Annotated in this window: 11 protein-coding genes and 1 pseudogene; 4 read left to right on the forward strand and 8 right to left on the reverse strand. The window is 28.6% G+C overall.

The features are described 5' to 3' along the window. Window positions 1-26: 26 nt before the first annotated feature. On the reverse strand, window positions 27-1,571 hold the full coding sequence (locus Q0K19_RS05285; RefSeq protein ID WP_297246049.1) for an acyl-CoA carboxylase subunit beta: 1,545 nt from the start codon (window positions 1,569-1,571) through the stop codon (window positions 27-29). A gap of 318 nt (window positions 1,572-1,889) precedes the next feature. Here Q0K19_RS05285 and Q0K19_RS05290 point away from each other — a divergent pair, with 318 nt between their 5' ends. The 3 genes from Q0K19_RS05290 (at window position 1,890) to Q0K19_RS05300 (ending at window position 4,205) form a co-directional block, all read left to right on the forward strand. Next, the gene (locus tag Q0K19_RS05290; protein WP_297246050.1) at window positions 1,890-2,426 is read left to right on the forward strand and encodes a hypothetical protein; all 537 of its coding nucleotides are present in this window, start codon (window positions 1,890-1,892) and stop codon (window positions 2,424-2,426) included. A gap of 345 nt (window positions 2,427-2,771) precedes the next feature. Beyond that, on the forward strand, window positions 2,772-3,416 hold the full coding sequence (locus Q0K19_RS05295; protein WP_297246052.1) for a hypothetical protein: 645 nt from the start codon (window positions 2,772-2,774) through the stop codon (window positions 3,414-3,416). A gap of 147 nt (window positions 3,417-3,563) precedes the next feature. Further along, window positions 3,564-4,205, forward strand: a complete 642-nt coding sequence (locus tag Q0K19_RS05300) for a hypothetical protein (protein ID WP_297246054.1) — start codon at window positions 3,564-3,566, stop codon at window positions 4,203-4,205. Window positions 4,206-4,604: 399 nt separating this feature from the next. Here Q0K19_RS05300 and Q0K19_RS05305 read toward each other — a convergent pair whose 3' ends face one another. The 7 genes and pseudogenes from Q0K19_RS05305 to Q0K19_RS05335 form a co-directional block, all read right to left on the reverse strand. Beyond that, window positions 4,605-7,739, reverse strand: coding sequence for an efflux RND transporter permease subunit (locus Q0K19_RS05305; RefSeq protein ID WP_297246056.1), 3,135 nt, complete (start codon window positions 7,737-7,739; stop codon window positions 4,605-4,607). Window positions 7,740-7,784: 45 nt separating this feature from the next. After that, entirely contained in the window at window positions 7,785-9,038 is a 1,254-nt protein-coding gene (locus Q0K19_RS05310; protein ID WP_297246058.1) for an efflux RND transporter periplasmic adaptor subunit, read from the reverse strand. A 7-nt stretch (window positions 9,039-9,045) separates the two neighbouring features. Beyond that, window positions 9,046-10,428: a TolC family protein gene (locus Q0K19_RS05315; protein WP_297246060.1), complete on the reverse strand. Its 1,383-nt coding sequence runs from the start codon at window positions 10,426-10,428 to the stop codon at window positions 9,046-9,048. Between the two features lie 332 nt (window positions 10,429-10,760). Continuing rightward, window positions 10,761-13,295, reverse strand: a complete 2,535-nt coding sequence (locus tag Q0K19_RS05320) for a DUF5682 family protein (protein ID WP_297246062.1) — start codon at window positions 13,293-13,295, stop codon at window positions 10,761-10,763. A 460-nt stretch (window positions 13,296-13,755) separates the two neighbouring features. Then, the gene (locus tag Q0K19_RS05325; RefSeq protein WP_297246064.1) at window positions 13,756-14,073 is read right to left on the reverse strand and encodes a hypothetical protein; all 318 of its coding nucleotides are present in this window, start codon (window positions 14,071-14,073) and stop codon (window positions 13,756-13,758) included. A gap of 43 nt (window positions 14,074-14,116) precedes the next feature. After that, entirely contained in the window at window positions 14,117-14,710 is a 594-nt protein-coding gene (locus Q0K19_RS15400; protein WP_367172138.1) for an ankyrin repeat domain-containing protein, read from the reverse strand. Between the two features lie 129 nt (window positions 14,711-14,839). Further along, window positions 14,840-15,103 (reverse strand): annotated as a pseudogene (locus Q0K19_RS05335) (ankyrin repeat domain-containing protein); the annotation flags it as partial. A gap of 673 nt (window positions 15,104-15,776) precedes the next feature. Between Q0K19_RS05335 and Q0K19_RS05340 the strand changes: the two are divergent. Next, complete coding sequence (locus tag Q0K19_RS05340; protein ID WP_297246066.1) at window positions 15,777-16,700, forward strand: ankyrin repeat domain-containing protein; 924 nt, start codon at window positions 15,777-15,779, stop codon at window positions 16,698-16,700. Window positions 16,701-16,811: the final 111 nt, after the last annotated feature.

Raw genomic sequence — 16,811 nt, forward strand, 5'->3', positions numbered from 1 at the left:
TTCTCCTTTTAATTTAAAATCAAATTTTATAGAGGTATATTGCCATGTTTTCTAGGAAGTCTAGTTTCTCTCTTGCTTGCTAAAAGATGCAATGCATTAATCAAATAGCTTCTAGTATATTCAGGCTCTATTACATCATCTACATAACCTCTAACAGCAGCTCTGTAAGGATTAGCAAATTCTTTTTTATATTCTTCTATTTTTTCAGCTCTTACTTTTTTAGGATCCTGAGCATTATCTATATCTTTTTTGAATATGATATTAGCAGCGCCGTCCGGTCCCATAACAGCGATCTCAGCAGAAGGCCAAGCATAAACCATATCAGCACCTAAATGCTTAGAACACATAGCTATATAAGCTCCGCCGTAAGACTTTCTTATAATAAGAGTGATTTTTGGTGCAGTAGCTTCTGAATAAGCATATAAAAGTTTAGCACCATGTCTTATAACTCCATTATGCTCCTGTCCCACACCAGGTAAATATCCTGCGGTATCAACTAATGTGATCAATGGAATATTAAAGCTGTCGCAGAAGCGAATGAATCTTGCAGCCTTATCTGCAGCATTAATATCTAATACACCAGCCATTTCATTAGGCTGATTAGCTATTATACCAACTGATTTTCCGTCAAGACGGGCAAAACATATAACTATATTTTTAGCAAATAATGGCTGAAGTTCAAAAAACTCTCCATTATCTACAACCCTTTTTATTACTTCTTTTATATCATAAGGTTTATTTGGAGCATCTGGAAGAACATTTGATAATTCTTCATCTGATCTGTTAGGATCATCATCTGTATTTTCTAAAGGCACATCTTCCAAATTATTCTGAGGTATATAAGATAATAATTTTTTAACACCTTCTAATGTAGAAACTTCATCAGGGAACATCAAAGAAGCAACTCCTGAAGTTTTACTATGAACAAAAGCTCCTCCAAGCTCTTCAGCAGAAACCTGTTCACCTGTTACAGCTTTTACTACCTGAGGTCCTGTTATAAACATGTTTGAACTTTTATCAGTCATGAATATAAAGTCCATCAGTGCAGGAGAATAAACAGCACCTCCTGCACAAGGTCCCATTATAACACATATTTGAGGTATAACTCCTGAAGCCTGAACATTTCTATAGAATATATCACCATAACCTCTTAATGAATCAATACCTTCTTGTATTCTAGCTCCGCCTGAATCATTAATACCAATACAAGGACAGCCTAATTTTATAGCCATATCCTGTACCTTACAAATCTTAGCAGCATGCATCTGTCCTAAAGAACCGCCTATAACAGTAAAGTCCTGAGCATATATACATACTTGTCTGCCGTTTATCTTACCGTATCCTGTAACTACACCTTCGCCTGGAACTTTATTCTTTTCCATACCGAAATCACTGCATCTATGTTCTATAAAAGCATCAATCTCGCAGAAAGTACCTTCATCTAAAAGCTGTAATATACGTTCTCTTGCTGTTAATTTACCTTTTTTATGGCGTTCTTCGTTTTTTTCTTTACCGCCGCCTTCTTCTATCTTTTCTTTTCTTTTTCTTAATTCATTGATTTTTTCTTGCATATTTCTTTAAGTCCTTATTAGATTTTTTATCTAACTATTAGATTTTAAACAAAAATTTAAATGACTAGTTAAAGAAACATATAACTATTTTTTATTTATTGCAATGGTGTTTTATAACTTTTGTATGTTTTAACAATTTAGTCGAAAGTTTAATTTTTTTATATATAAAATATATCAAATAAAGTGATAAGATATTTTTATATACTTTAAATAATATTATATTTTATACTACAAACATATATATAAAATATTGACTTTAAAACATAATCTGTTAATATTCTACTATATTAAAAATATGATAAAAATTAATAGGAAATTATGAGTAAAAAAATTTTTTTATCTCTTTTATTTGTTTTAGCATTGGCTGTAAGCTGTAATAAAAACAACACAACATCACCAACAACAAATAAAATAACTTTTGAAGATTTAAAAAATGAAATAGCAGCATTAAATGGTCTTAACATAGCTGAAAAAGGTACTATAACTTTAAGTGATATATCTTCTGCAACAATATCAGCAAATAATATTGATATTCAAGCAAATGGAGGCTCTGCTAAGCCAGATGATAATACAACAACAACTGATATAGCTGAATCAAAAATACAAGAGAAATTAAAAGCTATACCAAATTCAAAAATAACTTATACTATAGGATTAGGTTCACAGCCTATCTCAGAAACTGAATCAGATTTTTTTATTGACATAACTCCCAAAAATGGTGAATTTGATTTAGATAGCTTCAAAAAAGCAGGTTTTACAGCTACAGATAATACTACAGCTTCAAAAATATCATTTATTATCAATATGACACTTGTTAATGCTAAATGGACAGATTTTACTCCCGCTTCAAAATAATTAAATAAAAATTAATTGATAATAATTAGGGCATTTTCTTTAATAGAGAATGTCCTTTTTTATTTCACTAATAATTAAAAAATTAAAGCTCTATTCTTAAAAAAGAAATATTCATTTTATATCTACAACTTTTGTACATTTTAACCATTCGGTCGAAAATTAAAAATATACAAAAAATACTTGAAAAAAGTTAGATTATTCTTACAATTTAAATATATTAAATAATTCAAATTATATTATAGCATATAGAATAAATGAACTAAAAACAAACTATATATAGTTTATTTTTTATGCTTATAATTTTATATATAGATAGATACATAAATTATTTTAGGAGAAAATAAAATGAAAAAATTAATTATAATAACAAGTATATTAGTAATGAGCTTAAGCAGCGGACTTATGGCAAAGACAGGATTCAGTTTAGGACTTATTATTCCGCTTGGAGCAAGTTTCAGCAGTTTCATCGGAAATGATGCTTCTATTATAAAATCTGATGCTGGTTTTGAATTTGGTATTCATGTTCAGCCTTCTTATTATTTTGGATTTGAATATTTATCATTTGGTTTAGGTTTGGACTTAGGATATAACAGAGATGTATTTGCATTCAAATCTGCAATAGATGAAAAATCTAGAGGCGGATTAAGTTTTGACAGCTTAATGATAGGGGTACTTCCTAGAATAGATATTGCTTTTGTTTCTATAGGTGTAGGAGCCGGAGTAAAAATACCTTTGGCAGGAAGCAGCTATTTCAGAGAAAGTGATGGAGGATATACTTCTCAAGGATATGATTATAAAAAACTTAAAGATACTTTTAAAAATCCTTATATGCCTTATGTGAAAGCTGTTGTTGATTTCTTATTGCCTTATAATATAGTTTTAGGAGCTTATTTCTCCTATGATATACCTTTAGTTGAAACTAAAGACCCTACTCTTCATGTAAAATCTTCAGCTTTTGACTTAGGGGCAGAGGTTGGTTTAAGATTCTAATTAATATGAAATAATCTTTTGGGAATGCTTATATATAGAAGCATTCCCATTTTTTTTGATAAGTACATAAACATAGTATTTTTATTTATAAATATATTATTATCATTGTCGAATATATAAGGCAATAAAATAAAAGGACTATAAAAAATGAAAAAAATAATAACAATTACATGCTTATTAATTGTTACATTAAGCGGAAGTTTGATGGCAAAAACAGGATTTGAGGTAAATGTTCTATTTCCTTTCGGAGTAAGTTTAGGAACATATACTGGAACAGATGCCGCTAAATATACTAAAGCTGATGCTGGTTTTGAATTTGGTATTCATGTTATACCTGGATATTATTTCGGAATAAGTAATATAGCTTTAGGAATAGGTCTTGATATAGGTTATCAAAAAGATGTATTTGCTTTCGGATTAAAAGGAGAAAAAGGAAGATATGGTGCTTCTTTTGACAGTTTCAATCTTGGTTTAATGCCTAGAATAGATTTAGCTTTCATATCTATAGGTGTAGGAGGAGGATTCAAATTCCCTATAGCAGGACTTATGTATGATAAAAGAGGAGAAAATGGAATAGCTCAAGCTAGTATGTATGATACAAAAACTATATACAGAGAATTTAATAAACCTTTTATACCTTATGTAAAAGTTACTCTTGATTTTATTTTACCGCTTAATTTAACTGCTGGTATTTATATTTCTTACGATATACCATTTATGGAAAGTAAAACTTATGACTTTAAATTATCAAGTGTAGATTTAGGTGCTCAGCTTGGTATAAGATTCTAATATTTTATTTATTGAATTTAGTTAGTTTATAGGATGCATATAAATAATGCATCCTTTTTTATGTATAAAATTATTATATTTTTTTATTTTAATTTCACTCCCCACCCTTTAGGTTTATAGATTTAATTTTCAATTTGAATTTAATTTTTATTCAATGCCTAATTAAAATTTTTTAGCTGCCCACCCAAGATTTTTTTAAATTTATTATTTTACTTACCGCACGAAAAACTAAATTAATAATATAGTATTATTGTAATTTAATTTTTTTATATTAGAAATTTTGTTTACCGTGCGTTAAAATATAAAAACTGTATTTTTAACAAATAAAATAAATACAAAAAATAAAGGACTTAAGTATTATAACTCAAGCCCTTTTATTATTATATTTATGTTTATTTATTATTTACCTGGAGTACTCAAAGCATCATCTATACTAGTTTCAACACTAGCTATATCTTTAGCATCATAGTCTTTAAGAGGTATTCTATTTCTAATAGCCGCATAAACAGTAGGAACTATAACAAGTGTAAACATAGTAGAAACTGTCAAACCTCCAAGAAGCGCTAATGATAAAGGCTGATACATCTCATTACCTTCTCCGTTGGATAAAGCCATAGGAAGAAGTCCTAATATAGTTGTAAGAGAAGTCATCAAAACCGGTCTTAATCTTCTAGGGCCAGCAATCAAAGCTGCTTTATCTCCATTAATTTTCTTTTCATGCATAAGCTGATTCATATAGTCTATCAGTACTATACCATTATTAACTACAATACCTATAAGAACTATAACACCTATACCGCTGTATACACTTAAAGTCTGTCCTGCAATGAGAAGCAATACAAGAGAACCAGCAAATCCAAAAGGTATAGCAAGAGCAATAACGAAAGGAGCTATATAAGATTCAAACTGACTAGCCATAATAGCATAAACTAATACTAAAGCCAAGAATAAAGCCTGTAAAAGCTGTCCGAATGCTTCCTGCATGTCCTCATAATCTCCTGAATAAACTATAGTAAATCCTGAAGGTACAAAAACTTTTTGATTGATAGTAGCCTGTACATCATTCATTATTTGGTTCATAGGTCTTCCATAACCTGAAGCAGTAATAGAAGTGATTCTGCTGTCATTTTTTCTTGTTATCTCTGTAGGAGCAAAATTTTTATCTACACTAGCAACTGCTGATATAGGAACCATACCGCTTGGAGTTGGTATAAGCATTCTCTTAACATCTTCTATATTTATTCTGTCTCTTTCATTAAGTCTTACTATAACATCAATATCAGTAACATCTGAATTATCCGGAGTCATTCTTGTAGCAGTAGTACCTCCGAAACTTGTCTTAATAGAATTAGCAACAGTATTTATATTAAGTCCCATCTTTGAAGCCAAATCTCTGTTAATTACAACATTAAGCTCAGGACTAGCATCACTTTTTTTAAGACGAACATCTCTAAGTCCAGGAACATCTTGTAATGCTGCTATTACATTGTTTGCTAATTCTCTAGCTCTAACTAAATCTTCACCAACAATATCTATATCTATACCGCTTGAATCACTGTTTCCGCCGCCTTTCATACTAGTTACAGAGTCAACATTGATAGTAGCAGGATAGCTTGCTAATTTTTTCCTTACAAGCTCAACATATTCTTCTGTTTCTCTAGTTCTTCCAGCTGATTTATCTATAAGTTTTGCTCTTATCTGTCCTTTATTGGCATCGGAACCGGATCTAGCTCTTGATTGTATTCTGCTTAAATCCTTTCCTATAACATCTTCTATATCTTTTCTCATTCTATCAACAAATGCCCCAGTCTGCTCTTTTCTAGTACCTACAGGCATAGTAATACTTGCCATTAACTGACCTTCATCTGATTCAGGGAATCCTTCCTTACCTATTAACATCAATCCTACTATTATAACAGCAAATACTATAGTTATAACAGGAATTAATACTCTGTTTTTATGATGAACAGAAAAAGTTAATACTTTCTCATATATATAATTAACCTTAGAGTGGAAATATTTATCAAAGAAATTTTCAAATTTAGATAAGAATTTAGATTTCTTAGTAGTTACAAGTCTTGCCCCAAGCATAGGAACAACTGTCAAAGCAACAGCCAAAGAAGCTGTCATAGAAACAGTAACTGTAATACATAAATCTCTGAACATCTGTCCAGTTTGACCTTCAACGAAAAGGAAAGGTAAAAATACTGCTATTGTAGTAAGAGTAGAAGCAGATATAGCAAGTGCCACTGTAGAAGTACCGTCTATAGCAGATGAATATTTACCATAACCATTATTCCTATAGAAGAATATATTCTCAAGTACAACAATTGAGTTATCAACCATCATCCCAATACCAAGTACAAGTCCTGAAAGTGATATAATATTCAAAGTAGTTCCAAAGAAGTACATCAAAGTAAATGTAACAATTATAGACATAGGAATGGATATAGCTATTATAAGTACAGTTCTTACATTCCATAAATATATCATAAGAATAATAACAGCGAATAATCCTCCCTGCCAAGCAGTATCAAGAACCCCTTTTATAGCATTATTAACATTATCAGCACTATTGAATAATACCTCATATTTTATACCTTCAGGTAAATTAAGAGAATCTAATCTTTTCTTTATACCATCAGAAACGGCAACAGTATTTGCACCTGATTCTTTATTTATAGAAACGTTAACGGCAGGAGTACCATTTACTTTCATTACATCGCCGTCTTCATCATAACCTTCATAAATTGTAGCTAATTCTCTAAGTCTTATAGGAGTACTATTTGTTTTTAATGCCACAACAACATTTCCTATATCATTAACAGTTTTGAACTCACCTGTAGTTCTTAAAGTATATTTATAAACTCCCTCATAAGTTTCACCGCCTGATATATTCTGATTCTCCATAGCCAATGTGCTTACTATAGAGTTAATATCAAGTCCATAAGCCTGAAGTCTGTTCATATCAACATCAACTTTAATCTGAGTTTTAAGTCCTCCTCTAATCTCAGCCATAGCAACACCGCCAACCTGTTCTATACTAGTTAATATCTGATTATCAACCAAATTATATAAAGCAGATAAGTTGTCTGTACCATAGAAAGATATTTCCATAACTGGAATATTATCAGTGGAGAATTTATAAACGGCAGGGCTTTCAGCATCATCAGGCAAAGATTTTCTTATTCTGTCTATTGCCTCTCTGATATCGGCTGTAGCAGAAGCCAAATCACTTCCCCAGTTAAATTCTATAAAAACTCTTGATTCTTCCTCTTCTGAAGATGAACTTACTTCTTTAATATTGTTAACTGAAGAAACGGCTGATTCTATTATCCTAGAAACAGATTTTTCTACCTCTTCAGGACCAGCATTATCATAAGTTGTCCTAATACTAATAAAAGGCAATTCCATGTCAGGCAAAAAGTCGACAGGAAGCCTTGAAAGACTAACAGCACCGAGTATAACAACAGCAACTATACCCATAAAAACGGCTACAGGTCTTTTTACTATTAATTCAATAAAACTTCTCATAATCGCTCCTTATTTAATTTTAGCTATAATCATAATAAGAAAAAATCAACCTCCAATTGAATATATAGCATCATCATCATTAGAAGTATTTGTTTCAGTTTGTTTTGGTTTTTCTACTGTAGTTGCTGTATTAGGCTTTGCAGCAGCAGGAGTATTGTTTCTTACAGTAGCAGCAGGTTTTGTAGCTGCTGGTTTTGTAGTTGTTGTATTATTTTTTACAGTAGTATTTGTATTTGCTGCTGGTTTTGCTGCAGACTGCTGTGTTTTTTGTGTATTATTATTGTTATTTATTATATTTGTATCAGCTGAAGCAACTGCAGTAGGAGGAGTGATATATTCTAAAATAGTAGGGTCATTTTCTATTCTATTAACTAATGATCCGTTTTTCAAGAATTCACGTCCGAACATTACAACTTCTTCTCCCTCTTCAAGTCCTCCGCTTAAAGCTACTTTATCTTTAGAAGTGAATAATACATTAACTTCTCTTGTATATGCTCTGTATTTAACATTAGTTGAATTTCCTGACTTAACCTCTGATGGAGGGTTATTTGAATTATCTTCTTTAACAACATATATATAATTCTTACCTAAATCATCACTGAACATAGCACTGTTTGGTATAACAAATACATTATCAGCAGAATTCAAAAGTATTGATACATCGGAAAACATTCCAGGTAATAAAAGTCTTTCTTTATTATCTATTAAAGCTTTTACCATCAAAGTACGTGTTGAAGGATTAACAGCATAATCTCTTTTAGTAATAGTAGCTTCTATTTCTTTATTAGGAGCTGAAGGAACTCTTATAATTACTTTTTGTCCCAATTCTATTCCTGTAATGGAACGTTCAGGAACTTGTATTTCTACTTCTAATTGGCTAATATCAGCAACATTTGCTATGGGAGTAGAAGCAGCTATTGAGGCACCTACTGCCATATATGTAGTTGTAACATAACCAGAAATAGGAGTTCTTGCCGGAGCATAGGCATAATTTGCTCCTATTACAAATCTGTCTATCAATGCTATTGTATCACCTTTATTAACAAAACTTCCTTCATATTTTAATATATTAGCGATTTTTCCAGGAACATCGGATGATATTTCTACCTCTTTAATAGCTTTAATCTCAGCTGATAAATCAAGATATTCCTCTAAAGGCTGTTTTATAGGTGCAGCCACTAATACACTTATAGGATTTTCTTTTTTCTTTAAATCTACTGCTGATTTCTTACAAGAAACAGATAAAATAGATAGAATTAAAATAATTGATAATATTATAATACTTATTCTTCTCATCATAATCTCCTTAAGCTCCCAAAAGTTTTAGTATTTGTAAAGTGCTTGAAAAATAATCATATATAGCCTGTAAATATGCAAGCTGTGCATTCAAATATGTTATTTCGGCATCATTAAGTTCAAGTGTGGATATTGTACCGCCTCTATATTGTCTTTGAGCCATTTGTAAAGCATAAGCTGCTGTTCTAGCATTTTCTGCCTGCGACTGTAAATTCACCGCCTGAGATCTTGCGGTAGAAATCAAATCTCGGCTGTTTATCTCTATAGTATCTCTTAACTCATCATAGCTTACTTCCATTTGCTTTATGCTAAGTTCAATTTCTTCGGCATTTTTTGCTGTAGAAGAAAATGGTAAAAGAGAGTCAAGACTATAATTAAGAGAAAAACCTACTCCCCAATTAAATTCACCTTGCCTATTTTTCTTAAATGTACCATTCTCCATTTTTATTTTATCTACTGTACTAATACCAACATTAGCATTTGCTGATAGAGTAGGCCATAAATAACTTCTTGCTACCTTTCTATTATACTCTAACATCTCTAAATTACTAGCAATATTTTTTAATTCTATATTATTATTCATTATCACAGTAAGCAAATCATCATAAGCCATATCCGGCAATGCTATATTAGTAGCATCTAATATATTTCCTACTAAATCTACTTCATCGGCAATATTAGTTAATCCTATTTGTCTTATAAACGTTAATTTTAAACTCTGATACTGATTGCTTAAAGTTATAACTTGAGGTTTTGTAGTTTCATATTGTACCTTAGCATTCAAATATTCATATTCTGAAACCTGTCCGTTTCTATACTTTATATATGATTCTCTCATTCTATTACTATAATTCAGCTGCTGCTGTAAATATACTCTATAATTTTCCTGAGCCACAAATGTACTATAAAAATTTAATTTTGTATTGAGATCCACATTGAGTCTTTCATCATAATATGTATCTTTTTTCATTTTCAAATTAACATCTCTTGCTCTGTCTGTGTTCCAGTTTCTAAATCCTGTAAATAATGTTTTGGATAAAGTAGCAGAAGCTGACCAAGTATCAGGACTTGTATAAACACCTGTAGAAACATTATTAATTTCATATTCTTTAGATTGAGCTAAATTCAATCCTCCGCTTATACTCAAAGAAGGCATAAATAAATCAGAAAAAGAAGCATCTTTTTGAACCTGTGCTATTCTTACATCATATTCTGCCTTTTTTAATGTTTTACTAGTATCAAAAGCCATCATCAAAGCATCTTCTAAAGATATAGAGATTTTTTTTACCTCTGGGGCTTCATTAGATGCTATATCATCAGTTAAATTTGTATCTTGTGAATATAAAGAGATACTTAATATTAAAATCAAAACCAGAGTAACATAAAATTTCACCGCTATCTCCTAATATCAATTTATCATATTATGAAGTTTAATAATAATTATAAATTTTTATATTATAAACTTAGAATAGAAAATATCAAGTTACTATATAGCATATTATATAAACTTTGTATTATTAGACGAATAAATTCAAAAATAGTTCCCCTGATATCTTTATAAATTTATAATAAATAAATTATAAATATCGTAAACTATATTTACAATGCTTTTATTTATATTTTTTATCAATAAATAAGAAATATGAATAAATAATAATAAAACAACAAATCATTTTATACATATAATACAAATTTGATATTAATATGTTCATTTTTATGATTTTTTCATAAAGCTTTACTAATTAAATCAAAAACTTCATTATCTATTTTGGAAGCTAATTGAATTTCTTCTATGGATAAATTAACATCAATCAATATTTTGTTTTTACTAATATTATATTTGTCTGCTATAATACCTGAAAAACGTTCTATTTCTACAGGACTTAAATTTGAAAAAGCATATCTAAAATTAGGAAGCACCTCTAAAAATTTATCTTCATCTAAATTTTTTATTGCATAGTCTATACTCTCTATAATATTTTCATTAATAAATAAAATATCCCTTGCCGCTAAAAGTATACCATTCAAAAAATATGAAGCGGCTTCTATATCTGAAGACTCCATAAAAGATGATACTATATTAGAAAATTCATCTGCCATCAATCTTCCGGATTTGTATTTTAAAGCCAAGCAAACTGCATATATATGAGAACTTCCGAATGTATTATCAAGCATTAAATCTATCTTATCATTAAAAATATCCATATCGCAATAATTAGGATTTTCTAATGTAAATGAATACAGGTCTTTTATATAATGAGAATTTTTTAATGCTTCTTCTTCATTTAAATTCTTCATAGAATCCATATTAACAACAGCAAGTATAAATACCTGTTTAGCTAAAGATTCTATAACCGGCATTATATCATAATTATCAAATAAAGATTCTCTATCTTTTGATAAATTATTATTAATAGCTTCCATATTAGCTAAATATGATAAATTATTAAGACAGGAGCAAAGGCTTATAAAATTATTATCGCTAAGTATAGTTTCTTCTATTTTATTGTAATTATCAGTAAAAAAGCTATAAATACCCATAACATTAGCTTCTATTAAAAGTTTTGAAACTTCTCTGGCTTCTATGCGGTTATTAAGTCTTTCAACTATTAAATTTGATGCTAATTCTTCTATTGTTACTCCATAAACGGATTTATCTATTAAAGCCGATTCTACAGATGTTTTGTATTCATATTTCCAAATTTCTCTAGCTAGGTTCTTATTAACTTTATTTACATAGTCAGGACCTTTTTCTAATTTACAAAAGCCTGTATCTAAAAATCTCATCTTATGAAAAAATTTGCTCTTTTCAAAATGACTCTCATTTTTTACTATATCTAATATAGATTCTTTTTCTTCTGTTTTATCAGTTTTTATTTTATATTCTTTGCATTTATTTCTAAAATCTATCACAACAGGAGGAACTATACTCTTTGATGATACCTGACCATTTGACATACCTGAAAGAAGCTTCATCATCAAATCAAGATTGCTTGTATTCTCCAAAGATATATCGCCTTTGACAAATGCACTTTTAGCAGCGTCTATAAGTTCATAAACTCCTGCAGAATGCTTGCCCCTTAATTTTGCAAGATTAACCGCCATATAATAAGCATTAATACAATCAGGTATGCTTACATTATGATTATTCCTATCTATATTTGAAGCCTTTATTATAAATGACATCACAACATTTAAATACATATTGCCAATATTATTAGTATCATTTTTACTGCTGTAATTTTCAAGCTCTTTATAAACTAGATTATAAAATGCCGGAAACTCTATTCCTGCTCTGTATCCTTTTCTAGCATCAGCATCTTCAAATGAATATGGTATTAAATAGTTGGCTGTATTTGAAATTATATATTTTTTTAAATTTTTATATTCTTTATTTAATTTTTTATTATCTTTTTCATCTTCTTTTAATTTATCTATTATGCCTTTAGTGTGAAAACTTCCTGTAACTACCAAAACTCTATTATATTTTTCTAATGCCTCTTTAACATTTAAAGCCATTACATATTCTCTGTTTCTAGTTTCAAAATCTTCATCTTCTATCAAACGCATATAATAGCCCAAAGCATAAACGCTTTTTATAAAATCTTTGCTTTCTTTAAGTATTCCATTTATCTCGAAATCTCTCTCCCAAAGTTCGGCAAAAGTTCTAAGTCCTGCTTTTTTTGTAAGCTCTACAGTATAAGCATTAACATTGAATTTATTATCATCATTATCATAAATTGATATTAATTTCTTTTTTTTATCTTCATTATCATTTTCTTTATTACTATCTATATCTTCTGAATTTTCTTCATTACTATTATTTTCTTTTTCAGACTTTGAATCATCTTTGGAATTTTCTATCATAAAAGCATAATTCATATCTATGAAACTGCAATGAATATTATTTTTTAATGATTCTCTTATAGCAGTAAACTCCGGCGAATAATCCAAAAAAGGATAATAACATCTGTATTTTTCATTATTCCCATCAACATAGCTTGAATAGATACAAAATGGTGCTTTAGTATCTTCTTCAACCATATATTTCATCAAATCATTACAATCGCTTGGCCCTTCTATAAGAACAGCATCTGGCTTAAAACTCTCAAAAACTTTCTTCAAATGATATGAGCATGCTGGCGAATGGTGTCTTATAGGAAAGAATATTACATTATCTTTTATGCTTTCCTTAAAACACTCATCAAAGTTGTTATTATCTTTTATACTATTTTTATTTGTTTTATCCGTTTTTTTCATTATTAAAAATCCTTAACAATGAAAAGTATTTTACTATAAAAACAGCATAATGCAATAATTAGAAACTAGCCACACCAAATAATAACCCAAACAAATATATTGGTCCAAAAAGCATAACAAAAATAGCAATAACAAATAATACAATTTTCATTATTCCTATTATTGGATCACCAATAATAAAATCAAAAATTGAAAGAAAATTATTTTCAATACATTTTTGTCTAAAATACATTAGTGAAGTAACAGATATAGGCAAAGCACACAAAATCCATAATATATATCTTAAAGTTAAATTGTATACTTTTATATTTGTATTTAAATATGATACTGCTTCTTCTCCTGTTTTTAAATTTGATTTAATTTTTAATTTTAAATTAATTTTTTTTAAATCTTTATCATTTATTTTTTTTTAGACCATCATTATTTATTGTTACTGACATAATTGCTTCTTCTCCTATTTTTAATTCGATGTAAAATTTGATGTAATAGATTCATCACTATTCATTTTTATTGTCATATTGGAGTTAGATTCAATTATGACAAAGTCTGAAGGAAGTAAACTTATATCCTTATCGGTTTCTACGGACTCTATAATAGGAATTCCTACAGGCTTAATTTTATATCTTAAAGAAGGAGATGATTTATATATAATCATTTCATCATAACTAGTAATTATTTCATTATTTTCTTTACCGTCTACATAAGTTTCTATTTTATTTTCTTTACTGCATCCGATAATCAAAAATAAACTTAAAAAAATTATTATGAGTTTTTTCATAATTTATCCTTAAAAATAAAATCATTTATCACTTATATAACAATTAAGCTCCGTATTTTTCTAACACTTCAATAATATCCTCTCTGCCTTCGGAGGCTGCAACCATTAAAGCATTTTTACCATCGGAATTTTCTGCATTATAATCAGCACCTGCCTCTAAAAGAGCATCAATAACTTTTACATCTACACTATAATTATAATCATAACGAAAACCTCTATTATTCTTTATAGCCCAAGTTAACAATGTCTCATCTTCAATTTCTTCCTCTAATAAACTTTTATCCTTCTTCAATATCTCTCTTACTATATCAGCATTATTAGTTATTATTGCTGCCATTATAACTGTTTGCTCATTAGAGTTAGTACCTTCAAGTTTTACACCTTTATCTAAAAAAGCCTTAACTATATTATAATTTTTTGTTTGCATAGCATAAAAGAATATTGGTACTTGAATATAATATGAATAGTTGTCTGTTTCTGATACATCTATGCTTAATGTCATATTAATATCAGCACCGCTTTTTATTAATTCAATTATAGCTTCACTATTATCAATTTCCTGATAAATATATTCAAATATAGCTCTTCTCAATGAATTATTAAAATCTTTTGCTCCTGATCTTATAAGCTCCTGCATTATAGCAACATTACCTCTTTCAGATGCATAAGGAAGATAATAATTAGCATCAGCTCCTTTTTTTATAAATTCTTTCACTCCATTGATATCATTTTTATATATGGCAAAAAATAAAAAATCATTAGGATTAGCTCCCTTGCTTAATAAATATTCAATAATATCTTTATTACCGCTTTCAAGAGCAAAGAAGGCAATATCAATATTTACGCTTTTACCTCTATCATCAGAAGAACCATAATAATATCCTATATCTGCCCCAAATCTTACTAATTCTTTTATTAAATCTAAGTTACCGCTTTTAATAGCATACATCAAAGCACTAACTCTTTCATCATCTTTTGTATTAACATCAGTGCCTGTTCTTATTAGTTTTTTAGCTGTTTCTAAATCGCCTTTCTTACAAGCCTATATTAACGCTTTTTCATCATTATTATATTGAGTGAATGCTAATGAATTAAATAATGTTAATGAAAAAATAATTACAATAAATATTTTAAAAATCTTCATAAAATAACCTCTTTGTAGTATAAAATACAGCTTATTATATAAATATATACATAAAAAGTCAACTAATATAACTATTTAAACCATATAAATCTGTTTGTTATAAAATTTAATTCTAAATGCCCACCCTCTATCCTTTTTATATTTTCTGGCATTTACATATTATTTTCTTTAAAAGTTTTAACAGTTATTTTAGCTGCCCACCCAAAGTGTTATTTAAACTTATAGCACCATAACCGCACGCAGAATGAGTCTAAAAATATAGATTTGTTTTAAATTAAAATTACACAATATTATAGAACGTATTAACCGTGCGTTAAAGAGATTCTAAATTTAATAATCACTTGGGCGGGGGGCTCTAATTTCTGATTTAAACTAAAAAACAAATAAAGTTTAATATTCAAGTATAAAACAATAAAGATAAAGGGAGGGGTTTTATTAAAATAAATTTTTAAGATTGAATTTTAATAAAAATATACCCATAGGGCTTTAATATAAAAACTTGAAAAAATACATTTTTGTAATATACTAATAAAAAACTTGACTATAGGATATATTGTTTATGAAATATTTATTAATTTTTTTACTTTCTATAATTATATTTTCTTGTAATACCAAAGAATCAAACAATAATAATACAGATAAAGTAACTATAAATTTAGATGACAATACAGATAATAATATAAATAAAACAGAACAATCAAATACAGATGATAAAGATAATAAATCAAATAATTCATCAATAAATACAAATCAAACAAAAGAAACAACATATTATTCATACACAGATAAAGAAATTATATCTTTTATAGAATCAGGAGATTTGGAAACAATCAAAAAATTAATTGAATCAAAAAGTTTAGATGTTAATTATAATTTAGATATAGATGAATATTCTAAGTCAACACCTTTAATACAAGCTATAAAATATAAGCAAACTGATATCATAAATTATTTATTAGAAAATAATGCGGATATTAATTTAAAAGAAGAACTTACAGGCTTTACTCCTCTTATGGCAAGCTTCCATGATATTACTATAACAGAGCTTTTAATTGAAAAAGGTGCTGACATTGAAGCAAGGAATGTTGACGGAATTAATGCTTTAGTTTATGCGGTTTCTTTAAATGATGAAGAGATGGTAAAATTTTTACTTGAAAAGGGAGCTGACGCCAATACAGTATGCGAAATAAAAAATGAACATACTGATATATCGCCTACTCCATTAATGAATGCTGCTTATAAAGGAAACACTAATATAATAAACATGTTATTAGAAAATGGTGCTGATATTAATTATACCACTGATTATGGAATGACTGCTTTAATGTATGCAGCAAGTTTTAATCAATTTGAAGCTGCAAAAGTACTTTTAGAAAATAATGCTGATACTTCTATAACTGATGAAGATGGTTATACCGCTCTTGATTTAGCAAAATCAGAAGATTATAAGGATATAGTTGAGCTTCTTAAAAAATATAATTAATACTTTTTAATTATATATACTAAAAATTTTGAAGTTTGTCAATTTTATTGTTGTTCTTTTTCCCACCGCAAGCCTACCTAAAGGTAATCTCTTCAGTCGCAGGCGGAAACC

The organism is uncultured Brachyspira sp. (genome assembly GCF_944393015.1).
Classification (GTDB): Bacteria; Spirochaetota; Brachyspiria; order Brachyspirales; family Brachyspiraceae; genus Brachyspira.